The sequence below is a fragment of the Cellulosimicrobium sp. Marseille-Q8652 genome, assembly GCF_965112045.1.
This window is the reverse complement of record NZ_CBCOPS010000002.1, coordinates 1,347,050-1,368,945: the sequence shown is the minus strand read 5'-3', so window position 1 is coordinate 1,368,945 and position 21,896 is coordinate 1,347,050. Positions and strand designations below refer to the sequence as shown.

At 74.3% G+C, this 21,896-nt stretch carries 19 protein-coding genes and 1 pseudogene; 5 read left to right on the top strand and 15 right to left on the bottom strand.

Annotation, left to right across the window (positions count from 1 at the left end):
• Positions 1-10: 10 nt before the first annotated feature.
• Both ACWPWV_RS16010 and ACWPWV_RS16005 read right to left on the bottom strand, forming a co-directional pair.
• Complete coding sequence (locus ACWPWV_RS16010) at positions 11-442, bottom strand: hypothetical protein (protein WP_454043928.1); 432 nt, start codon at positions 440-442, stop codon at positions 11-13.
• A gap of 152 nt (positions 443-594) precedes the next feature.
• Entirely contained in the window at positions 595-960 is a 366-nt protein-coding gene (locus ACWPWV_RS16005; protein WP_454043927.1) for a nuclear transport factor 2 family protein, read from the bottom strand.
• Between the two features lie 414 nt (positions 961-1,374).
• On the opposite strand from ACWPWV_RS16005, the gene ACWPWV_RS16000 reads away from it, so the two are divergent.
• The 3 genes from ACWPWV_RS16000 to ACWPWV_RS15990 all read left to right on the top strand — a co-directional run bounded on the left by ACWPWV_RS16000 (position 1,375) and on the right by ACWPWV_RS15990 (position 3,753).
• Entirely contained in the window at positions 1,375-1,944 is a 570-nt protein-coding gene (locus ACWPWV_RS16000) for a dihydrofolate reductase family protein (protein ID WP_454043926.1), read from the top strand.
• Between the two features lie 137 nt (positions 1,945-2,081).
• Positions 2,082-2,639: a dihydrofolate reductase family protein gene (locus ACWPWV_RS15995; RefSeq protein ID WP_454043925.1), complete on the top strand. Its 558-nt coding sequence runs from the start codon at positions 2,082-2,084 to the stop codon at positions 2,637-2,639.
• Between the two features lie 121 nt (positions 2,640-2,760).
• Complete coding sequence (locus tag ACWPWV_RS15990) at positions 2,761-3,753, top strand: phosphotransferase enzyme family protein (protein ID WP_454043924.1); 993 nt, start codon at positions 2,761-2,763, stop codon at positions 3,751-3,753.
• A gap of 50 nt (positions 3,754-3,803) precedes the next feature.
• Here the strand turns inward: ACWPWV_RS15990 and ACWPWV_RS15985 are convergent, their stop codons facing one another.
• From ACWPWV_RS15985 to ACWPWV_RS15965, 5 genes and pseudogenes are all read right to left on the bottom strand, one after another.
• Complete coding sequence (locus tag ACWPWV_RS15985; RefSeq protein WP_454043923.1) at positions 3,804-4,325, bottom strand: putative immunity protein; 522 nt, start codon at positions 4,323-4,325, stop codon at positions 3,804-3,806.
• Positions 4,326-4,375: 50 nt separating this feature from the next.
• Positions 4,376-5,110 (bottom strand): annotated as a pseudogene (locus ACWPWV_RS15980) (alpha/beta fold hydrolase); the annotation flags it as partial.
• A 60-nt stretch (positions 5,111-5,170) separates the two neighbouring features.
• A complete protein-coding gene (locus tag ACWPWV_RS15975) occupies positions 5,171-7,567 on the bottom strand; it encodes an ATP-binding cassette domain-containing protein (protein WP_454043922.1) in 2,397 nt (798 codons plus the stop codon).
• Positions 7,568-7,755: 188 nt separating this feature from the next.
• Entirely contained in the window at positions 7,756-8,166 is a 411-nt protein-coding gene (locus ACWPWV_RS15970; protein WP_454043921.1) for a VOC family protein, read from the bottom strand.
• Positions 8,167-8,171: 5 nt separating this feature from the next.
• Complete coding sequence (locus ACWPWV_RS15965) at positions 8,172-8,555, bottom strand: helix-turn-helix transcriptional regulator (protein WP_454044564.1); 384 nt, start codon at positions 8,553-8,555, stop codon at positions 8,172-8,174.
• A gap of 120 nt (positions 8,556-8,675) precedes the next feature.
• On the opposite strand from ACWPWV_RS15965, the gene ACWPWV_RS15960 reads away from it, so the two are divergent.
• Entirely contained in the window at positions 8,676-9,098 is a 423-nt protein-coding gene (locus tag ACWPWV_RS15960; RefSeq protein ID WP_454043920.1) for a pyridoxamine 5'-phosphate oxidase family protein, read from the top strand.
• A gap of 65 nt (positions 9,099-9,163) precedes the next feature.
• Here the strand turns inward: ACWPWV_RS15960 and putP are convergent, their stop codons facing one another.
• The 4 genes from putP to ACWPWV_RS15940 form a co-directional block, all read right to left on the bottom strand.
• A complete protein-coding gene (putP, locus tag ACWPWV_RS15955) occupies positions 9,164-10,663 on the bottom strand; it encodes a sodium/proline symporter PutP (RefSeq protein WP_454043919.1) in 1,500 nt (499 codons plus the stop codon).
• Between the two features lie 120 nt (positions 10,664-10,783).
• Entirely contained in the window at positions 10,784-11,434 is a 651-nt protein-coding gene (locus ACWPWV_RS15950) for an SHOCT domain-containing protein (protein WP_454043918.1), read from the bottom strand.
• A gap of 161 nt (positions 11,435-11,595) precedes the next feature.
• Positions 11,596-12,240, bottom strand: a complete 645-nt coding sequence (locus tag ACWPWV_RS15945) for an FMN reductase (RefSeq protein WP_454043917.1) — start codon at positions 12,238-12,240, stop codon at positions 11,596-11,598.
• Positions 12,241-12,412: 172 nt separating this feature from the next.
• Positions 12,413-13,609: an LLM class flavin-dependent oxidoreductase gene (locus tag ACWPWV_RS15940; RefSeq protein ID WP_454043916.1), complete on the bottom strand. Its 1,197-nt coding sequence runs from the start codon at positions 13,607-13,609 to the stop codon at positions 12,413-12,415.
• A gap of 360 nt (positions 13,610-13,969) precedes the next feature.
• On the opposite strand from ACWPWV_RS15940, the gene ACWPWV_RS15935 reads away from it, so the two are divergent.
• Positions 13,970-14,314: an RNA polymerase-binding protein RbpA gene (locus ACWPWV_RS15935; protein ID WP_069387551.1), complete on the top strand. Its 345-nt coding sequence runs from the start codon at positions 13,970-13,972 to the stop codon at positions 14,312-14,314.
• A gap of 198 nt (positions 14,315-14,512) precedes the next feature.
• On the opposite strand, the gene ACWPWV_RS15930 is transcribed toward ACWPWV_RS15935, so the two are convergent.
• The 4 genes from ACWPWV_RS15930 to ACWPWV_RS15915 all read right to left on the bottom strand — a co-directional run bounded on the left by ACWPWV_RS15930 (position 14,513) and on the right by ACWPWV_RS15915 (position 21,893).
• On the bottom strand, positions 14,513-15,262 hold the full coding sequence (locus ACWPWV_RS15930) for a glycosyltransferase (RefSeq protein ID WP_454044563.1): 750 nt from the start codon (positions 15,260-15,262) through the stop codon (positions 14,513-14,515).
• Positions 15,263-15,312: 50 nt separating this feature from the next.
• Positions 15,313-16,974: an apolipoprotein N-acyltransferase gene (gene lnt / locus ACWPWV_RS15925; protein ID WP_454043915.1), complete on the bottom strand. Its 1,662-nt coding sequence runs from the start codon at positions 16,972-16,974 to the stop codon at positions 15,313-15,315.
• Between the two features lie 268 nt (positions 16,975-17,242).
• Positions 17,243-18,883, bottom strand: a complete 1,641-nt coding sequence (locus ACWPWV_RS15920; RefSeq protein ID WP_454043914.1) for an amidohydrolase — start codon at positions 18,881-18,883, stop codon at positions 17,243-17,245.
• 49 nt (positions 18,884-18,932) lie between these two features.
• Entirely contained in the window at positions 18,933-21,893 is a 2,961-nt protein-coding gene (locus ACWPWV_RS15915; protein ID WP_454043913.1) for a DEAD/DEAH box helicase, read from the bottom strand.
• Positions 21,894-21,896 lie beyond the last annotated feature (3 nt).

Here is a 21,896-nt window from a genome sequence, read left to right as displayed (position 1 = left end):
ATGTCCGATTCTACAGATCATAGCCGAACGTACGATCCCTGGCCAGGGTGAACCGGCCCGGCGTGGCCGTCGGGCCCGACTGCCACGAGAGCTGCGACAGCGCTTCGCCCTGGGGCCGCGGCTCGTCCTGCACGACCGGTTCGTCCTGGGCGAGCGGATCGGACCGGTCGCCGGGCGCAGGGGACACCGTGCGCCAGAGCCAGACGCAGCACGTCGCGACGCCCACGACGGCGGCGACCAGCAGGAACGCGACGAGCGACACCACGACGACCGGGGCGGCCGCCAGCACGCCGAGAATCCTCGACGGTCCCGGCCGCTCGCTGCAGGGTGCGCCTGGCCGGACCTCGCGGACGTCGTGCGTGCGCAGCTCGGCTGCGGGAGACGGGAGCACGGCGAGGTCGCAGACGGGCGCTTGCGCGCGCGGTGCGGTGATCGTCGTCATGCTCGGGGGGAGGCTCCGCGACGGCCCGGTGATGCAGGACGGTGCCGCTCTCGGCAGCGAAATGACATAATGTACATTATCGGCGAACTGCTGGTCCAGGCCTCCTGCGATGCAGATGCTCAGGTCTCACGGCCAGAACGGCGTTCGTGCGCCTAGGCAGGGTCGCCGGCTGGTGCGAGCGTGGCAGCCAGAACCTGCCAGCCCTCGTCCGTGCGCACCCAGAGCCGCGTGTAGACCAACCGCGCGGAGACGGCGGTGCCGCCCTGGACCGCCTCCACGGCGGCGACCAGCCTGGTCGCTCCGCTCGAGGCCCCCTCCCGGACGTCGAGCGATTCCTCGTCCAGGCGGGTGATCTGCAGTGAACCCGAGCGGTAGCTCTCCAGGTCGTCGTCCTTGGAGAAGACAGAGCCGTCGGGGCCGGCGCCGACGCACCGAGGATGCAGCAGCGCCTCCAGGGCGGTGATGTCGCCGGCGCGCTGGGCGGCGTGGAGCGCGTGCTCTGCAGCAAGAAGACTCATCGCCGGAGTCTACGCACCCCGCACCTGTCCCAGGGCGGGCACTGCTGGGTGCGGCTACGACGACGGTGTGTGGCGAGTTGTCATAACTAGCGGGCTGAGCCCTGCCGCGGCGAGCACGGCCATGCGCGCCTCGGCCACCAGGACCGTCCGAGCCCGCACGACGACCCGCAGAGGTGCTGCTGCTGCCGAGGACCGCGTTCGCGCCCGGGCCGACGCAGGTCGGCACGCCCTCGTCGTCGCGGGGAGCTCGAGCAGCACCTGCGGTGGAGCCCCCTCCCCCGCGCGAACGCGCCACATCACACCGGGCCACGACCGGGGCCAGATCGGGACGATCCAGGCCGATGAGAATTGCCGCCGTGAGGAGTCTCAGCACGGTCCGGTGAAACGCGCTGCGCGCACCAAGGGAGCGACCAGATGAGACCACTCCGATACTCGATCAACGTCACGCTCGACGGCTGCTGTCACCACGAGGCAGGGCTTCCCCCCGACGAGGAGTCGATGCGCTACTGGACCGCGGAGATGGGAAAGGCCGATGCCGTGATCTTCGGCCGGGTGACCTACGAGATGATGCAGTCGGCCTGGCGGCGCCCGGCCTCCGGCACGTGGCCCGACTGGATGGACGAGTGGGAGATCCCGTTCGCCGAGACACTCGACCGCGCGAGGAAGCACGTCGTGTCGTCCACGCTCAGCGGGGTCGACTGGAACGCCGAGCTGGTGCAGGGCGACGTGGGCGACGCCGTTCGGCAGCTCAAGCAGGAGCCGGGCGAGGGCCTGTTCGTGGGTGGCGTGGCGCTCCCCGTGGCCCTGGCCGACCTGGGCCTGATCGACGAGTACGTCTTCCTCGTGCACCCCGTCCTCGCCGGGCACGGGCCGACGTTGCTCTCCGGTCTGCGCGATCGCACCCAGCTCGAGCTCGTGGATCGCCAGGAGTTCCGGTCGGGCGTCGTCGCCCAGCGATACCGGCCCTCTCGACCAGCAGCCTGACGTGATCCGCCCTCGTCGCGTCGGCCCGCTGCCCCGGTCGGGCGATCCGAGCAGCCGCCCGATGAGTCCGAGGTCGTGCACGGGTCACAGCCTCCACGACGACGGCAGCGCGACGGGGCCACCCCGAAGGAGACGACATGGGCAAGCTCATCTACTCGATGATCACCTCGCTCGACGGCTACGCCGAGGCGGCGGAGGGCGACCTGGGCGTCGGCGCCGAGGTGCCGGAGGTGCACACGTTCATCGGTGACCTCTTCCGGCCCGTGCGCACGTTCCTCTACGGGCGGCGGATGTACGAGACGATGGTGTTCTGGGAGACGGCGCACGAGGATCCCGACGCTCCCCCGCACATCGTGCAGTACGCCCGCGACTGGCAGGCGGCGGACAAGATCGTGTTCTCGACGACGCTGGAGTCGGTGTCGAGCGAGAGGACCAGGATCGAGCGGACCTTCGACCCGGACGCCGTGCGCCGGCTGAAGGCCGAGACGGATCACGATCTCTCCGTCGACGGCCCGAACCTCGCCGCCCAGGCGATCGCGGCGGGCCTGGTGGACGAGTACCACCTGTTCATCACCTCGAGCGTCGTCGGCGGGGGCAGACGGTTCTTTCCCGAGGGCGTGCGCCTCGACCTCGAGCTCGTGGACCAGCGCACGTTCGACAGCGGGCTCCTCTACGCGCGCTACCGGACCCGCTGAACCGTCGGGGCGTCGCGTGCGTGCACCGCTCCCCCGGCCTACGCCGGGCTCCGGAGCGGGCGACGTCGACACGACCCCTCGCGCGAGGAGCACCGGCGCTCGACGTGCTGAGATGGCGCCCATGGATGATGCGTCCCTGCCCACGCTCGAGATGCTGTGGGAAGCGTGCGATCCTCGCGACGCGCTCACCGACAGGTTCGGTCTCCCGGACGCACGCTCGGCGGCTCGCTGGGTCGCGACGGTCCTCGACGAGCACTGGGGTGTCCGGGTCGATGCGTGCGAACGGGTCGTGATCAGCGATCACAACGCGCTGGCCTGGGTCGCGACACCGTCGGGTCGCATGATCGCCAAGTGGTCGGTCGTGCCCGAGCGGTTCCCGCGCCTGGCGCGCGTCGCCCGGCTCCTGCGTCGGCTCGATCGGGACGGGCTGCCGGTGTCCGCGCCGGTCCCGTCGCTCGACGGCGGCCTCCAGGTCGAGCCCGGTGACGTCTCGGTCGGGCTGCAGCGCGTCGTCGACGGTGACCTGCTCGACGTCGGGGATCCCGACCAGGTCCGGGACGCCGGCGCAGTCCTGGCGCGGCTCCATCTCGCGCTCGCCACCTGTCCCGACGCCGGGCAGGTCGTCGCGCCTGCCGGTCCCCCGGCGCCGCTGACGACCCGTGTCTCCGACTGGCTCGGCTCCTCTCTCGACCACGTGCCGGCGGCGGCTCGCGCCACGCTGCGCGCGATGATCCTCGACGCGCCCGACGAGCGGCTGGCGACGCAGCTCGTCCACGGCGACTTCCGCTCGTCGAACGTCCTGTGCGACGGACCCGCCGTCGCCGCCGTGATCGACTTCGAGGAGGCCCGGCTCGACCACTGCGTCGTCGAGGTGGCACGGTCGGCCCTCATGCTCGGGACCCGCTATCGGGACTGGGGGCCGGTCTCGTCCGAGGTCCGGACGACGTTCCTCTCGGGGTACGAGTCCGTCCGACCGCTGACACCGGTCGAGGCCGGCTGGTGGGACGCGCTGCTGCTGTGGCAGGCCTGCGCGCTCGTGCCGCGCGGCGACGACCCGACGGGATGGGGTTCCGTGGCGCTGGCCATCCTGGAGGAACCGGCCCGTCGGGGATGATCGCCCGGCCCCGGGCGGGCCGTCGTGGTCCGCTGAGGTGCGGCGCTCGTTCAGTCGTCGAACACGTTCCAGCAGATCGCGCTGCGCCGCCGCTGGTCGTCGAGGACGAGCTCGCGGAGCTCCGGGGCGATCCGCTCGCGCTGCCAGTCCCGCTCGGCGACGCGCGCCGCCTCTGCCTCGCCACGCGTCGCCGCCCCGGCTGCCGCGGCCCGGATCGCGTACGCCGCAGCGCCCAGGTCGTGCGCCGCGACGTGCGCGACCGCGACCGCCTGACCCGCCGCGAGCGCCGCGTACCTCGCGGGAGCGGGCTGGTCGCGTCCGGCGGCGTTCGCGGGGAACGCTGCCTGGTGGGCCTGGCGCATGGGCACCTCGCCGCGTACCCAGGCGCGGGCGATGTCGAGGGCGTCGCGGGGGCGGGGGTCGTCGGGCCGGGCCTGTTCGAAGAGCGGCAGGACGTGGTCGGCGCAGAGGATCGCCCACTCGGCGAGGAGGTGGTGGTGCTCGTCGGTGAGGGATCCGCCGCGGCGCACGGTGACGAGTCGGGGGTCGCGCTCGGTGGGCAGGATCGGCATGTGCTGATGCTGCCCGCAGGTGGGCGAGCGGTCCAGCGGTCTTCCGGCGCCTCGACCGGGCTGGCGTGTCCGGGGCCGGTGAGGACGACGAGCTCGGATCCCGGTATCGCGTGGTGCAGCGCCTCGCCGACGGTGACCGGTGCGCGGACGTCGTGGTCGGCGTACAGCAGCAGGGTGGGTACGTCGACCTCGGGCAGCACGTGGCTCTGGTCGGGGTGGCTCGCGCGCGCCATCGCGCGGAAGCCCGCGGGGTGGAACGCCTGGACGCTGCGGAGGAACTGCTCCACGCGCGGGCCGGCGGCGAAGGGCGAGAACAGGGAGGGTGCCAGGGCGGCGGCGAAGGCGTCGGGCGTGAGGTGCGACGCCTCGAGCGAGCGTGTCAACCGGCGGTCGGCCTCCTGCGTGCCGAGCGACCCGGCCCACCCCGCGTACCCGCTGACCAGGGTGAGCGACGACACGACCGGGCGGTGCCGGTGGAGCACCGCGAGCGCCTGGGCTGCGCCGAAGGAGAGGCCGACGAGGTGCGCCCGGTCGACGTGCAGCGCCGCGAGGAGCGCTGCGAGGCAGTCGGCGTAGTCGTCCATGGCGAAGCCGTCGGGCGGGTCGTCCGACTTCCCGGCGCCGGGTGCGTCCCAGGCGATCACGGAGTGCTCGTCGGAGAGGGCTTCGAGCTGCGCGCCCCAGGTGGCGCGGGTGTCGCCCACGACGCCGTGCAGCAGCACCACCGCGGGCCCGGCCCCGGCGCGCTCGTAGGCGATGCTCAGCCCGCCGACCTCGACGCGCATGTCTCGATCCTGCGCCGGTCAGCCCGTCCCGGCAACGGTCCCGGGGGACTCGGGCGGCGCCTAGGCGCCGACGTAGGCCGCGAGGTGCTCCCCCGTGAGCGTCGGTCGCTGCGCCACGAGGTCGGCGGGGGTGCCTTCGAAGACGACGCGTCCGCCGTCGTGCCCGGCGCCGGGACCGAGGTCGATGATCCAGTCGGCGTGCGCCATGACGGCCTGGTGGTGCTCGATGACGATGACGGACTTGCCGGAGTCGACGATGCGGTCGAGCAGGCCGAGGAGGTTCTCGACGTCGGCGAGGTGCAGGCCGGTGGTGGGCTCGTCGAGGACGAGGACCCCGCCCTTCTCGCCGAGGTGGGTCGCGAGCTTGAGGCGCTGGCGCTCTCCGCCGGACAGCGTGGTGAGCGGTTGGCCGAGGCTGACGTAGCCGAGCCCGACGTCCTGCATGCGTGCGAGGATCGCCGCGGCGGCGGGTGTCCTGGCCGGTCCGTCGGCGAAGAACGCGCGGGCCCTCTCCACGGGCAGGTCGAGGACCTGGGCGATGTTGAGGTCGCCGAGGCGGTAGTCGAGGACCTCGGCCTGGAACCGGGTGCCGCCGCAGTCCTCGCAGGGGGTGGAGACGGTCTCCATGAAGCTGAGCTCGGTGTAGATGACGCCGGCGCCCTTGCACGTGGGGCAGGCGCCCTCGGAGTTGGCGCTGAACAGGGCGGGCTTGACGCCGTTGGCCTTGGCGAACGCCTTGCGGACGGGTTCGAGCAGCCCGGTGTAGGTCGCGGGGTTGCTGCGGCGCGAGCCGCGGACGGCGCTCTGGTCGATCGTCACGACGTCCTCGCGGCGCGAGATCGACCCCTCGACGAGCGAGCTCTTGCCGGACCCGGCGACGCCGGTGACGACGACGAGGACGCCGAGCGGCACGTCGACGTCGACGTCCTGCAGGTTGTGCGACGACGCCCCGCGGACCTCGAGCGCGCCGGACGGTTGGCGCACGGTCTGCTTGACGGTGGCGCGGTCGTCGAGGTGGCGCCCGGTGACGGTGCCGCTGGCCCGCAGGCCGTCGACGGTGCCCTCGAACGTGACCTCTCCCCCGGCGGTGCCGGCGCCGGGGCCGAGGTCGACGACGTGGTCGGCGATCGCGATGGCCTCGGGCTTGTGCTCGACGACGAGCACGGTGTTGCCCTTGTCGCGCAGGCGCTGCAGGAGGTCGTTCATGCGGGCGATGTCGTGCGGGTGCAGCCCGATGGTGGGCTCGTCGAAGACGTACGTGACGTCGGTGAGGGACGAGCCGAGGTGGCGCAGCATCTTGATGCGCTGGGCCTCTCCCCCGGACAGCGTGCCCGACGGCCGGTCGAGGCTGAGGTAGCCGAGGCCGAGCTCGACGAAGGAGGCGAGGTTGTCGCCGAGGGCCTTGACGACGGGCGCCATGCCGGGGTCGTCGAGGTCGCGGATCCACGCGGCGAGGTCGGTGATCTGCATCGCGCACAGGTCGGCGATGTTCACGCCCCGGATCGTCGCGGAGCGCGCCGACTCGGACAGGCGGGTGCCGCCGCACTCGGGGCAGGTCGCGAAGGTGGCGGCCCGCTCGACGAACGCGCGCACGTGCGGCTGGAGCGAGTCGACGTCCTTGGCGAACATCGACTTCTGGATCTTGGAGACCAGGCCCTCGTACGTGACGTTGATGCCCATCGCCTTGATCTTCGTCGGCTCCTTGTACAGGAAGTCGGCGAGCTGCTGCTCGGTGAACTCCCGGATCGGGCGGTCGGGCGGGTAGAAGCCCGACTCGGCGAAGGCCCGCACCATCCACCCGTCCGCGGTGTACCCGGGGACCTTGATCGCGCCGTCGAGCAGGGACTTGGAGTCGTCGTAGATCTCGGTGAGGTCGAGGTCGGACACGCTGCCCCGGCCCTCGCACCGCGGGCACATGCCGCCGTGGTAGATCGCCTCACGGACGATCGTCTTCTCCCCCGTGGCCGACGTCATGACGCCGGAGGCCTTGCGCGCGGGGATGTTGAACGAGAACGCGGTGGGCGGGCCGACCTGCGGCTCGGAGAAGCGGCTGAACAGGACGCGCAGGATCGCGTTGGCGTCGGTGACGGTGCCGACGGTGGAGCGCGGGTTCGCCCCGAGCCGTTCCTGGTCGACGACGATCGCGGTCGTGAGCCCCTCGAGCAGGTCGACGTCGGGCCGTTCGAGGGAGGGCATGAACCCCTGCAGGAACGCGCTGTACGTCTCGTTGATCATCCGCTGCGACTCGGCGGCGATCGTGTCGAACACCAGGGAGCTCTTGCCCGACCCGGACACGCCCGTGAACACGGTGAGCCGCCGCTTGGGGATCTCCAGGCTGACGTCCTTGAGGTTGTTCTCGCGCGCGCCCTGGACGCGGATCACGTCGTGGGTGTCGGCGGCGTGCGGCCCGGCGGCCCGCGACGTCGTGGTGGGGCTCGAGGTCTCCGTTGCGGTCACCGGGTTCTCCTTCGGCTGGTGGTGCGAGGTCGTGGGGGCGATGACCGGCGGCGGCCCGAGAACTCATCGTCGCACCGCCGTCGCGGTCGCCGTGCCGCGGCAGCCCGGGGACGCACACAGCGACCGCCCTCAGCGCCGGGAGCCGGCGTCGGGTCGGGCCGCGGTCCGCGGGGTGCGGGGTACCGCGGTCACCGGACCTCGTCGATGCGGACCATGTTGCCCGCGGGGTCGCGGAACGCGCAGTCGCGCACGCCCCACGGCTGCTCGGTCGGCTCGGAGACGACCTCGGCGTCCGCGGCCTGCAACCGTGCGAACGTCGCGTCGAGGTCCTTCGTGGCGAGGATGATCGACTGGTAGGCGCCCTTGGCCATGAGCTCGAGGACGGTGCGGCGCTCGGCGTCGGTGACGCCGGGGTCGGCCGCGGGCGGGGTCAGGACGAGGCGGACGTCGGGCTGGGACGGCGCGACGAACGTGAGCCAGCGCATGGCGCCCTCGCCGACGTCCATCGTCAGCTCGAAGCCGAGGAGGTCGCGGTAGAAGCCCAGGGAGGCCTCGGGGTCGGTGTGCGGGAGGAACGTGGTGTGCAGGGTGATGTCCATGGCTCTCACGCTAGGTGCACGTCCACGGCGGGCGCTTCTCGATTCCTGACGGGTCGCGTGACCTGCTTCGTCACGCACGACGGCAGCTCCCCCGCACCCGCCGTGCGCGCCCGGCGCGCGTACTCGCTCGGCGACATGCCGACGAGCTCCGTGAAGCGCGTGCTGAACGTCCCCAGCGACGAGCCCCCGACGGTGAAGCAGACCTCCGTCACGCTGAGGTCCCCGCGGCGCAGGAGCGTCATGGCCCGCTCGACGCGGCGCGTCATGAGGTAGGAGTACGGCGACTCGCCGAACGCGGCCTTGAACTGGCGGCTGAGGTGGCCGGCCGACATGTGCACGCCGCGCGCGAGCGCCTCCACGTCGAGCGGCTGGGCGTACTCGCGGTCCATCCGGTCCCGGACGCGGCGCAGCAGCACCAGCGTGCGCAGGTGCGCGTCGTCGTCGCTGCCGGTCACGTCCCGATCGTAGTCGCAGCCTCCCGTCGCGGGCAGGGCCCGTACGATGCGCCCGTGGACCTGGACCGGATGGTGGCGTACGTCCGTCGGCACGGCGACGGCGTCGTCTCGACGCTCGGCCCGGACGGCGCGCCGCAGGCGGCGTACCTCGCGCTCACGGCGACGGACCGTGGCGAGCTCGTGCTCGACGCGCGGGCGACGTCGCGCAAGGTGGCGAACGTGCGTCGCGACGCCCGGGTGGCGGTGGTCGTGGGCGGTGCGGACGGCACGACGCTGCAGGCCGAGGGCGTGGCGGACCTCCCGCGCGGCGCGACCCGGGACCGGTGCGCGGCCGCGTACGCTGCCGCCTTCCCGCAGTTCGCGGCCTCGCTCGCCGACGACGGCATCGTCGTGGTGCGGGTCGTGCTCTCGTGGGCGCGGCACGGCGACTTCCGCGGCGCCGTCCCCGTGACGGCGGACGTCGCGCTCCCCGTCTGACGCCACGGGCCTGGCAGACCCGGTGCGTGGCGGCACGCCGACGGCAGCGGGCGGACGGCGGCGGGTCAGCTGCTGGCGACCTCGGCCTCCATCGCGTCGAACTCGGCGTCGACCGCCGCGTCGGGCCGCGCGGTCGCCCGGCTGACGAGGACGGCGACGAGCAGGTTGAGCAGGAACCCGGGCACGATCTCGTACATCGCGTCGCTCAGGGCGTCGACGTTGCCCCACACGAGCACGACGACCGCGCCCGTGACGAGCCCGGCGAGCGCCCCGGCGGGGGTGAGCCTGCGCCAGTACAGGCTGAGCAGCACGATCGGCCCGAAGGCGGCGCCGAACCCGGCCCAGGCGAAGGCGACGAGGTCGAGGATGGCGGAGTCGTCGTCGAGCGCGAGGACGGCCGCGACCACCGCGACGGCGAGCACGGCGCCACGCCCGAGGAGCAGCTCGGTCTTCTCCGAGGAGCGTCGGCCGGCGAGGTTGTAGAGGTCCTCGACGAGCGCCGAGGAGCACACGACGAGCTGGCTCGACATGGTGGACATGATCGCGGCGAGGACGGCGGCGAGGACGAGCCCGGCGACGAACGGGTGGAAGAGGATCTGGCTGAGGACGAGGAACACGGTCTCGGGGTCGTCGAGCGGCAGCGCGGGGTCGTCGGCGAAGTAGGCGATGCCGATGAGGGCGGTCGCGACGGCACCGCCCGTGGTGAGCAGCATCCACGTGAGGCTGACGCGGCGCGCGACGGTCGCCTCCTTGACGGACCGCAGGGCCATGAAGCGCACGATGATGTGGGGCTGGCCGAAGTAGCCCAGGCCCCAGGCGGCGGTGGAGACGATGGCGACGACCCCGAGGAACGCGCCCTCGTTGCTGAGCCCGGAGAACAGGTTGAACGCGTCGGGGTTGACGGCCCGGGCCTCGTCGACGACCGCGGTGATGCCGCCCATCTGGGTCACGGCGACGACGGGGACGGCGATGAGGGCGGCGAGCATGAGCAGGCCCTGGGCGACGTCGGTGAGCGTGGCGCCGAGGAACCCGCCGAAGAGCGTGTACCCCAGCGTGACGACGGCGACGACGACGAGCCCGGTGAGGTAGGGCCAGCCGAACGACGACTCGAAGAACTTCCCGGCGGCCACCATGCCGCTCGAGACGTAGAACGTGAAGAACACGAGGATGACGAGGGCGGCGGCGATGCGCAGCGGCCGGCTGTCGCCCTTGAGGCGCTTCGAGAAGAAGCTCGGGATGGTGATCGCGTTGTCGGAGATCTCGGAGTACGCGCGCAGGCGGGGCGCGACGAACCGCCAGTTGAGCCACGCGCCGATGATGAGGCCGATCGCGATCCACGCCTCGACGAGACCGGCGGCGTAGATCGCGCCGGGCAGGCCGAGCAGGAGCCAGCCGGACATGTCGGAGGCGTTGGCGGACAGCGCGGCGACAGAGGGTCGCAGCCCGCGGTTGGCGAGCATGTAGCCGTCGAGGTTCTGCGTGCGGCGGTAGGCGTAGTACCCGATGCCCAGCATGACGAGCAGGTAGAGCACGATCGCGGCGAGCTGGTAGTCCCGGTCCGACATGGCGGCCTCCTGCGGGCGTCGTCGACGACAGTTCCGTTCCTGGCACGCTACGCCGCCGGTGGCCGCACGGCGTCCGGGGGCGTCGGCGCGCCACCGGTGGACGGGGCGCCGGGTCGGCGCTCAGCCGAGCAGGCGGGCCTTGGCGCGGGCGTACTCGGCGTCGGTGAGGTCGCCGGCGCGGTGCAGGGCGGCGAGGCGCTCGAGCCGGTCCACGAGGTCCGGTGCCGTGCCGCCGGGGGCGCTCGCGGCGCGCGCGTGCCACAGGGTGCGGGCGAAGACGCCGGGACGGCCGTCGGAGCCGCGGGCGGCGGTGTGCAGCCGGGGCGTGCGCGGCGACGGGGCGGTGCGGTCGTCGATCGTGACCGCACCGGGGTGGGCGTCGCGCAGGGCGCGGGCGAACCGGACGAAGCGCTCGGCGGACCGGTCGAGCACCACGGCGCGCGCCGCGCCGGGGGCGCTCGCGGCCGGAGCCCCGGCGGTGGGACGCGCCGGGTGCAGGCGCACGACGACGCCCTCGCCGATCGTGACGGCGACGCGGCCCGCGGGCAGCTCCGCCCGCGCCCGCGCGCCCTCGGGGCCGAGGAGGTGGAGCCGCGTGCCGTCCCAGACGAGGCGCCCGCCGGCGACGTGGAACATCGCCGGGTAGCGCGGGTCGGGAGCGAACCGGCGGGCGGCGGCAGGTCCCGGGTCGACGGCGCGCGCGACGCCGATGCTGCGGCGCGACGGCCGCAGCGTCGGGGCGGTGCCGGGCTCGTCGTGCGGTGCCGTCATCGTCCGCTCCCGTCGGTCGCTCCCCCGGCCCCCGGCCGCGAGGGTGTCCGCGTGGCGGTGCCGGACCGGTCCTACGCGGACCGGTCCGCCGATCGTCCCGGACGCGGCGCCCGGGCGCAAGGCCTGGTCAGCGGCCCGGCGGCCGCCGTCGCAGGCCGCGGTCAGAGGCCGCCGAGGAGGGCGGTGAAGTCGGGCGTGTCGGCGAAGGGGTCCGCGGGCCCGGTGCTGGTGCGCAGCGCGACCTTCTCCGCGAGCTCGCGCCCGGCGCGCGCGATCCGCCGGGGCAGTCCCCCGCCGGAGTCGGACTCGCCCGCGGCCCAGTCGTCGGTCGCGGCGAACACGGACGTCGTCGCGACGTCGGCGCGCAGGTAGGTGAACAGGGGCCGCAGGGAGTACTCGAGCGCGAGCGAGTGGCGGGCCGTGCCGCCGGTCGCGCCGAGCAGGACGGGCGTGCCGGTGAGCGCGTCCTTGTCGAGCACGTCGACGAACGACTTGAGCAGCCCGGAGTACGTCGTGGTGAACAGCGGGGTGGCCACCACGATCCCGTCAGCGGCGTAGAGCCGGTCGAGGACACCGGCCAGCTCGCCCGTGGGGAAGCCCGTGAGCATGGCGTCGACGACGGCGTGGGCGTGGTCGCGCAGCTCGACGGTCTCGACCTCGGCGCTGAGCCCGAGCGCGCCGAGCTCGCGCACGCCCGCCTCGGCGAGGCGGTCGGCGAGCAGGCGCGTCGAGGAGGGCTTGGACAGGCCGGCGGAGACGACGACGAGGCGCCGGTCGGTGCCGCCGGGAGTGGTCTGCTGGGTCATGCGGTGCTCCTGGTGCTGCGAGACGTGCGTGTGCTGTGCTGCGGCGGGGGCCGCGACGGGCTCGGTGGCCCGGGTGGCCCGGGTGGCCCGGGTGGCCCGGCGGCGCCGGTCCCGTGGTGCGCCGTGCGCACCCGGTGACCGTACGCCGTCGGGCGGTTGCTCGCGGGGAGCGTCAGAGGCCGAACGCGGCGCCCGTGCGGGCGGGCTCCTGCGCGGTCGTGTCGTCCTCGGCGGTGCGCCCCGTCCAGCGGTCCTCGGTCCCGCCGACGTGCCCGGCCTGGGTCTCGCCCGCGGCGCGGGCCGCGGCGACGCGCTCGGCGTGGGTCGGCGGACCGGACGGGACGTGCGCGGGGCGTGCGGCCTCCGCCTCGCGGCGCAGGACGGGCACGACCTCGCCCGCGAGGAGGTCGATCTGCTCGAGGACCGTCTTGAGGGGCAGCCCGGCGTGGTCCATGAGGAACAGCTGGCGCTGGTAGTCCCCCACGTGCTCGCGCATCGCCCCGTAGCGGTCGATCACCTGCTGCGGGGAGCCCACGGTCAGCGGGGTCTCGCGCGTGAAGTCCTCCATCGAGGGCCCGTGCCCGTACACGGGCGCGTTGTCGAAGTAGGGGCGGAACTCGTCCCACGCCTTCTGCGAGTCCTTGCGCATGAACACCTGCCCGCCGAGGCCGACGATCGCGGTGTCCGCGGGGCCGTGGCCGTGGTGCTCCCAGCGCTGCCGGTAGAACTGCACCATCTGCTGCGTGTGGCGCATGGGCCAGAAGATGTTGTTGTGGAAGAACCCGTCGCCGTAGTACGCGGCCTGCTCCGCGATCTCGGGGCTGCGGATCGACCCGTGCCACACGAACGGCGGCACGCCGTCGAGCGGGCGCGGCGTCGAGGTGAAGCCCTGCAGCGGGGTGCGGAACTTGCCCTCCCAGTCGACGACGTCCTCGGTCCACAGCCGGCGCAGCAGCGCGTAGTTCTCGATCGCGAGAGGGATGCCGTTGCGGATGTCCTGCCCGAACCACGGGTACACGGGGCCGGTGTTGCCGCGGCCCATCATGAGGTCCATGCGGCCGTCGGTGATGACCTGGAGCATCGCGTACTCCTCCGCGAGGCGCACCGGGTCGTTCGTCGTGATGAGCGTCGTCGAGGTCGACAGGACGATGTCCTTGGTCACACCCGCGAGGTAGCCGAGCATCGTCGTGGGCGACGACGGCACGAACGGCGGGTTGTGGTGCTCGCCCGTCGCGAAGACGTCCAGGCCGGCCTCGTCGGCGTGCTGGGCGATGGTGAGCATCGCGCGCACCCGCTCGGTGTCGTCGGGGGTCCGGCCCGTCGTGGGGTCCGTCGTCACGTCGCCGACGGTGAAGATGCCGAACTGCATGGTGCGCTCCCAGTGTCCTCTGACGATCGATGGTCCATGCGTTTGCATGTACATGCCGCTCAACCGGGCGCCACCCCGGTTTGTTCCCGCCGCCGCGGCCCGGCCGTGGAGCGGCCGATCTCACGCCGCGCGAGTTGCGCGGGGCATCGAAACCCGGGAGCCTGGGACGGCGACGCGCCGTGGCGGACCCGGCCCCGACGTCGCGCGACCCGCCTGGCGGGACGCGACCGCGACGTTCACCGGACCTTCACCCCGCGCCGGAACACCCCACCACGACACGGCGTTGCGTACTCGTAGACCGGGCACGCTCGCACCCCACGGGCCCGCCCGTGCACCCCCGACGATCCTCTGGAGGACACCATGGCCGACCGTTCGCTGCGTGGCATGAGCATCGGTGCGAAGAGCATGGAGTCGGACGAGGGCGTCGACTTCGCGCCCCGGTTCCAGGCGCACTACGACTGCCCCAACGGCCACACCATCATCCTGCCGTTCTCGACCGACGCCGAGGTCCCCCCGGTGTGGGAGTGCCGCTGCGGCGCCGAGGCCCTCCTGCGTGACGCCGAGCGTCCCGAGCCGAAGGCCGGCAAGCCCGCGCGCACCCACTGGGACATGCTGCTCGAGCGCCGCACGATCTCCGAGCTCGAGGAGCTCCTGGACGAGCGCCTCGACCTGCTCCGCGCGGGCAAGCTCCGCCGCTCCGCCTGACGGACCGCCGGCGCCGGGCGCTGCCGGCGCGACGCACCACCTTCCGAAGGCCCGGTCCGCACGGACCGGGCCTTCGTCGTGCCGCGCCCGTGCTGTGCCGTGCTGTGCTGTGCCGTTGCATGCCGGTCCGTGCCGGTCCGTGCCGGTCCGTGCGCGGCCACGACAGACGCGCCCGCCGTGCCCCGGGGCCGCCGGCGGCTAGGACCGCCGGGCGCGGTCGCGCCCGAGGAGCGACGCCAGCTGTTCCGCGCGGCGCCGCGCACCCCAGACGGTCACCTTCCACAGCGCCTCGACCACGATGGACCGGCTCATCTTCGACCGCCCCGCCGTGCGCTCGACGAACGTGATCGGCACCTCCACCACGCGACCCCCCGCACGCGCCACGCGCCAGGCCATGTCGACCTGGAAGCAGTACCCGTGCGACTCCACCGCCGAGAGGTCCATGGCCCGCAGCGCGCGCGCCCGGTAGGCGCGGTACCCCGCGGTCGCGTCCCCCAGCCGCAGGCCGAGCGCGACCCGCACGTAGGCGTTGCCGCCGCGCGAGAGGAGCTCGCGGTGCCAGGGCCAGTTCACCACCTCGCCGCCCGGCACCCAGCGCGACCCGATCACCAGGTCCGCGGGTCGTGCCGCGGGCGCGCCGGGAGCGCGGCCCGGGGCGTCGACCAGGGCCCCGAGGAGGCGCGGCAGCTCCTCGGGGCGGTGCGACCCGTCGGCGTCCATCTCCACCACGACGTCGTAGCCACGCTCGAGCGCCCACCCGAAGCCCGCCACGTACGCGGCGCCCAGCCCGTCCTTGCCCGCACGGTGCAGGACGTGCACCGCCGCGTCGTCCGCCGCAAGGGCGTCCGCGAGGTCACCCGTCCCGTCGGGCGACGCGTCGTCGACCACGAGGACGTCCGCGCCAGGGACCGCCGCGCGCAGGCGCGCGAGCGTCCCCGGCAGGGTCATCGCCTCGTCGTACGTGGGCACGACGACGAGCACGCGCCCGGGTCCGTCGCTCACCGCGGGAGCCCGTCGCCCCGGCGCTCGCGGACCGACCCGACGACGCCGGCCGCGACCAGGGCGGCGGCGAGCAGCCCCACGACGAGGGCGGGCAGGCTGCCGGCGCGCACCGACGGCGTCAGGTCGGTGCGCAGCGGCAGGGATGCGACGAGCTGGTCGGCCGTGAACAGACCGGTGCTCTGCAGCAGGGTGCCGTCGGGCGCGACGACGCCGCTCACCCCGACCGTGGACACCTGGACGGTCGCGCGCCCGGTCGAGATCGCGCGCAGGCGCGACATCGCGAGCTGCTGGGTCGACTCGGCCGTGTACCCGAAGGACGCGTTGTTCGTCGGGACGACGAGGACCTCGGCACCGGACACCACGGCGTCGCGCACGAGCTCGTCGTAGGCGACCTCGAAGCAGATGACGACGCCGAGGGGCACGGTGCGGCCCAGCCGCTCGGACGCGAGGTCGACCACCCCGGTCTCGTCCCCGGGGATCATGTCGATGGTCACGCGGTCGACCTGGTCGGAGAAGACCCGCAGCAGCGGGCGCAGCGGCATGTACTCGCCGAACGGTGCGGGGTGCTGCTTGGCGTACCGGTCGACGACGCCGACGCCCGGCTCCCACAGCAGCGCCACGTTGTACCGCCCGCCCGACTCGGGGAACTCCTGCGCGCCGACGAGGATCGGCGCGTCGACCTCGCGCGCGGCGTCGTCGATCGCGGCGGCGACCTCGGGAACCTCCTGCGGGTCGAGGTCCGAACCGTTCTCCGGCCACAGCACGACGTCGAGGTCGCCCGGGTCCACCTGGTCCAGCAGCGCGACGGTGCCGTCGAGGTGGTTGTTCAGCACCTCGGCCCGGTTCGCGAACGAGCCGAGCCCCGGCTCGCCGACGTCGCCCTGCACGGCCCCGACCTCGAGCGTGCCGGCCTGCGCGCGGGCGTCGAGCGGCACGATCAGCGGCGCGGCGACCAGCGCCGTCGCCGCGAGCACGACCGTGAGCACCGGCACGACGACCCGGACGGTCCCGGGCGCGCCGTCCTCGGCCTGCGGGGCGCGGCGACGCACGAGGACGACCGCGGCGGCGAGGAGCGACCCGACGAGCGCCACGAGCAGGGACACGAGCACCTCGCCCCCGAGCCACGCCGCGCGCCCCAGCGGCGAGTCGACCTGGGAGAACGCGAGCCGGCCCCAGGGGAAACCGCCGAACGGCACCTCGGTGCGGGCCTGCTCGACGCCGACGAACAGCACCGCGAACGCGACCGCCTGGCGTCCCGGGGCGTCCCGCAGCCAGGACCAGCGTCGTGCCCACACCCACGCGGCGCCGAGCACCGCGACGAAGCAGGCCTCCATCACGGACAGCGCGAGCCACGGGACGGTGTCGGTGGCCTCGTTCGCCCACCACAGGTGCGGCAGGAAGAACGACAGCCCCCACGCGAGCCCGACGAGCGCGCCCCACCGGGCGTCGTCGCGCCGCAGCGCCCAGAACAGCAGGCCCACGCCGGCGAACGCGGCGGGCCACCACCCGCGGTCGGGGAACGCGGTGTCCGTGAGCAGGCCGCCGACGATCGCGAGGAGCAGGGTCAGCGGCCGGGAGGCCGGGGCGTGCGCGCCACGTCGAGAGGTCGGGGCGGACCGACCGAGGCTCGGGTCGGTCGCGGACGCAGGGGCTGGCACGGGGTGCAGGATACGCCACGCGCCTGCACGCGCCCCGAGCGGCAGCGGCGGGTGCGGCGGGCCCGCGCGCCCTTCGGCCCGTGCCCCGCCGCCACCGGCGGAGCACGTTTTCTACTGAGCGCGCGGGCCCGGCCAGACACCCGTCACGGAATGCCGAGGGCTCGTCGTCGGTGGCTGATCCCCCTGCGGCCGCGGGGGCCGGAACACCCTGTCGAAACTACTCCCGCTCCTCGCGGTGTCAACCGGAGCCGCACGGCGCGGCGGCCGGTCAGTCGAACGTGTCGAACAGCACGACGCCGTCCCGCACGGTCTGCAGGCACGTGGGCCGCGGCGCGTCCGCGCCGAGCTCGGGCAGCAGCGGTGTGCCCGCGCGGGCGTCCGTGCTCCACGACGACGCGGGACGGCCCAGGGTGCCCTGCACCACGAGGTGCTCCGCGCGCCACACCGCGAGGTGCGCGGGCGCCCCCACGCGCAGCTGCCCCGCGCCCGTGTGGTCCAGCCCCGCGATGCGCCACCCGCCGCGCGTGTGCGCCTGGAACGCGGCCCGCGCCGAGACGCGCTGGTCCAGGTCCACGTGCGACATCGCCGCCAGGACGCCGGCCCACGGGTCGAGCCGGGTCACGGGGGCGTCCGAGCCGAAGGCGACCGGCACGCCCGCCCCGGCGAGGTCCGCGAACGGGCTCAGTCCCTCGGCGCGCGTCGCGCCGACGCGCGCCGCGTACATCCCGCCCGGACCGCCCCACGCGGCGTCGAACGCGGGCTGGATGCTCAGGGACACGCCGAACAGCAGCAGGGTGGCCAGCGCGGTCGCGTCGACGAACAGCGCGTGCTCGACCCGGTGCCGCGCCGCGCGCACCGACCCCGCGCCGTGCACGTCCGCGGCGGCCTTCAGCCCCAGCACGAGCTCGTCCATCGCGCGGTCGCCGATGACGTGGAACCCGCCCTGGGTGCCGGCCGCCGCGACCGCGGACAGGTGGTTCGCGATCTGCTCCGCGGTCAGGTACAGCGCGCCCCGCTCCCCCGGCACGGGCGCGTCGCGGTACGGCTGGCGCATCGCGGCCGTGCGCGACCCGATCGACCCGTCCACGTTGAGGTCCCCCGCGATCCCCGCCAGTCCCGGCACGTCCGCCAGGAGGGCGCGCGCGTCGTCGGCCGTCGTGCACAGCTCGCCCCGGTACCCCACGACGTGCGCCAGGCCGGACGCGGGGTCCCGCGTCAGGTCCAGCACCTCGCGCAGCCCGTCCCGCGTGTCGATGTGCGGGGCGCTCATCTCGTGCACCGAGACGATGCCCTGCTCCGCCGCGGCGCGCAGCGCCGCCCGGTACAGGTCCGTGCGGCGCGACGGCGACACCTCGCGCGCCACGTCGCGCGCCACGTGGTGCGCCTCCCCCGTCACCCAGCCCGACGCGTCCCACCCGGGGCGTCCGTCGAGACCGGCGCGCCGCGCGAGCGCCGTCGAGACGACCGCGGAGTGCACGTCGACGCGCGCCGCGTACACGGCCCGGCCGCCCGCGGCGCCGTCCAGCTCCTCGGCCGTCGGCGGCCGTCCCTCCGGCCACGAGCGCTCGTCCCACCCGAACGCCAGGACGACCTCGTCCTCCCCCGCCGCCGCGGCCGCCTGCGCCACCGCGTCCAGCGCTGACCCGAGCGACGTCACGCCGGCGCTCGTGGACAGGTCGACCCCCGCGAGGGCGAGCCCGACCTCGAACAGGTGGACGTGCGCGTCGACGAACCCAGGGGCGACGAGCGCGCCGTCGAGCTCGACCACGCGGTCCGCACGGGCCGCGAGCCCGTCGGCGGTGTCGTCGGCGCCGATCCAGGCGATCACGCCGTCGTCGACGAGCAAGGCCTCGGCGAACGGGTCGGCCGAGGAGTGGATCACGCCACCGCGGTACAAGGTTGAGGCCACAATCCTTCACCATACCGCCACATTCGCGGTGTTCGTGCAGGTCGACCCGTCACACGCTCGAGTACGCGACGACGCCGCGCCGCAGCCGCTCGATCGCCTGCACCGCGGTGCGCCGCAGCGCGGGGGTCGGGGCGGCGCCCGCGAGCTGGTCCAGGACGTCGATGACCTGCTTGCACCAGCGCACGAAGTCGCCGGCCGCGATCTCCGAGCCGCGCAGGACCGCGTCCAGGCTCCGCCCCACCGCCCACCGGTGCACGGCGGCGACGAGGCCGTCGTCGAGCTGGCCCGTCGCCTCGACCCGGTGCGCGCTCTCGAGGTCCTCGACCTCGGACCACACGCGCACCGTGGCGTCGAGCGCGCGGGCGAGCGGTCCGTGCGGGCCGCCCGGCACGTCCGGGTCCGTGGGCTCGTCGCGGCGGCCGGAGTACACGCACGAGGAGACGACCGCCGCCAGGGCGGGCGCGTCCAGGCCGTCCCACACGCCCCGCCGCAGGCACTCGGCGAGCAGCAGGTCGTTCTCGGCGTACAGGCGCCGCAGCCACCGCCCGTCGGCCGTGACGCGCAGCCCGCCGGCGTGCACCTCGTCGTCCGTCGCGTGCCCGGCGTCGGCGTCACCGGCCGCCTCGCCGTCCGTGCCGCCGGGGCGGGCCTCGGCACGTTCGAGGTACCCGAGCTCGAGCAGGACGTCGCACGTGCGGTCGAACAGCTTGGCGATCGACCCCGTGCGGCCCTCGACGCGGCGCACGAGCTGGTCGTGCTCCTTCTTCAGCCGGGCCCACCGCTCGGCCCAGCGGGCGTGGTCCTCCCGGTCGGGGCACCCGTGGCAGGGGTGGGCGCGCAGCTGGGACCGGAGCCGGGCGAGGTCCGCGTCGTCCGCGGCGCCCGACCGCCCGCGCGGTGCCCTCCCGGGGCGGCGGCCCGGCTCGTCGAGCGCTCCGAGGGCGTTGCGCAGGCTCGACGCGAGGTCGCGCCGCTGCGCGGGGACGCGCGCGTTGAACGCCTTGGGGACCTTGACCCGCGCGACGACCTGGATGCCGCCCGGCGCGTCGGCGACGGTGAGCTTCTTGACCTGCCGGTCCTGCGTGAGCACCGTCGGGCGCGGCCCGTCGAACCCGGCACCCTCCCCGGGGTCGAGCACGACGACGTACCCGGCGCGGCGACCGGACGGCACCTCGACCACGTCGCCGGGCCGCAGCCGTTCGAACGCCGCGATCACCTCGGCGCGCCGGGACCGGCTCGCCGCCCGGGACAGGTCCGTCTCGCGCTGGGCGATGCGGCGCCGCAGGGCCGCGTACTGCGCGAAGTCGCCGCGGTCGCACGTCATGGCCTGCGCGTAACCGTCGAGGGCCTCGGCGTGCGCCTGCGCCTGCTTCGCGAGCCCGACGACGCCGCGGTCGGCCTGGAACTGCGCGAACGACGTCTCCAGCACGTCGCGCGCCCGGTCCCGGCCGACCTGCGCGACGAGGTTGACCGCCATGTTGTACGTGGGCCGGAAGCTCGAGCGCAGGGGGTACAGGCGCTTGGACGCCAGGCCCGCGAGCTGCACCGGGTCCAGGCCGGCGTGGTCCACGACGACGGCGTGCCCCTCGACGTCGATCCCGCGCCGCCCCGCACGGCCCGTGAGCTGGGTGTACTCCCCCGGCGTGACGTCCACGTGCGCGGACCCGTCCCACTTCACGAGCCGCTCGAGCACGACGGAGCGCGCGGGCATGTTGATGCCGAGCGCGAGGGTCTCCGTGGCGAACACGACCTTGATGAGGCCGCGGCTGAACAGGTCCTCCACCGTCTCCTTGAACACGGGCAGCATGCCGGCGTGGTGGGCCGCCACGCCCCGCGCGAGGGACTCGCTCCACGTCCAGTAGCCCAGCACGTCGAGGTCCTCGGTCGGGATCGTCGCGGTGCGCTCCTCCGCGACCCGCCGGATCTCCGCCTCCTCCTCGGCCGAGGTGAGGCGCAGCCCGGCGGTCAGGCACTGCGTGACCGCGCCCTCGCACCCGGCGCGGGAGAAGATGAAGTAGATCGCCGGCAGCAGCGCGTCCTCGTCGAGCGCGTCCACCACCGCGAAGCGTGACGGGGTGCGCCGCGCGAACCCGGACCGCTCCGGGCCGGGCCGCCGGCCGCCCCGGCCCCGGTACCCGCGGTCCCCCGCGCCACCGCGCCCGCCCGGTCCGGACGTGCCCGAGCGCGGCGCCGCGCGGAACGCGGCGAGCAGGTCCGGGTTGATGGGCGGGTTCACCCCGGGGTCGGTCGGGTCGACGTGCCCCGCGTACAGGTCGAGCAGGTCGGCCCCGGACCCGGGGCGGGCGGCGTGCCGGTCCGCGCCCGTGGGGTTGGCCGACGCGACGAGCACGTGCTGCCACAGCGGCACCGGGCGGCGCTCGCTGACGACGACGGTCGTGTCGCCACGCACCATCTCGAGCCAGTCGCCGAACTCCTCAGCGTTGGACACGGTCGCGGACAGGGAGACGAGCTGCACGTCGTCGGACAGGTGGATGATCACCTCTTCCCAGACCGGGCCGCGGAACCGGTCGGCGAGGTAGTGGACCTCGTCCATGACGACGTAGCCGAGGCCGTCGAGCGCCGTGGACCCGGCGTAGAGCATGTTGCGCAGCACCTCGGTCGTCATGACGACGACGGGCGCGTCCCCGTTGATCGTCGTGTCGCCCGTGAGCAGGCCGACGTTGTCGGGGCCGTGGCGGCGCACGAGGTCGGCGTACTTCTGGTTCGACAGCGCCTTGATGGGCGTGGTGTAGAACGCCTTGCGGCCGGTCGCGAGCGCGAGGTGGACGGCGAACTCGCCCACCACCGTCTTGCCCGCCCCGGTGGGGGCCGCGACGAGGACGCCGCGCCCCTCCTCCAGGGCCTCGCACGCGCGCTGCTGGAAGTCGTCGAGCGGGAAGTCCAGGACGCGGCGGAACTCGGCGAGGCGCGTGCGGGACGCGGACTGGCGGGCGCGGGCGGCGGCGTACCGGGCGGCGGGTGAGTCGGCGGACGTGTCAGCTGCCGTCATGGG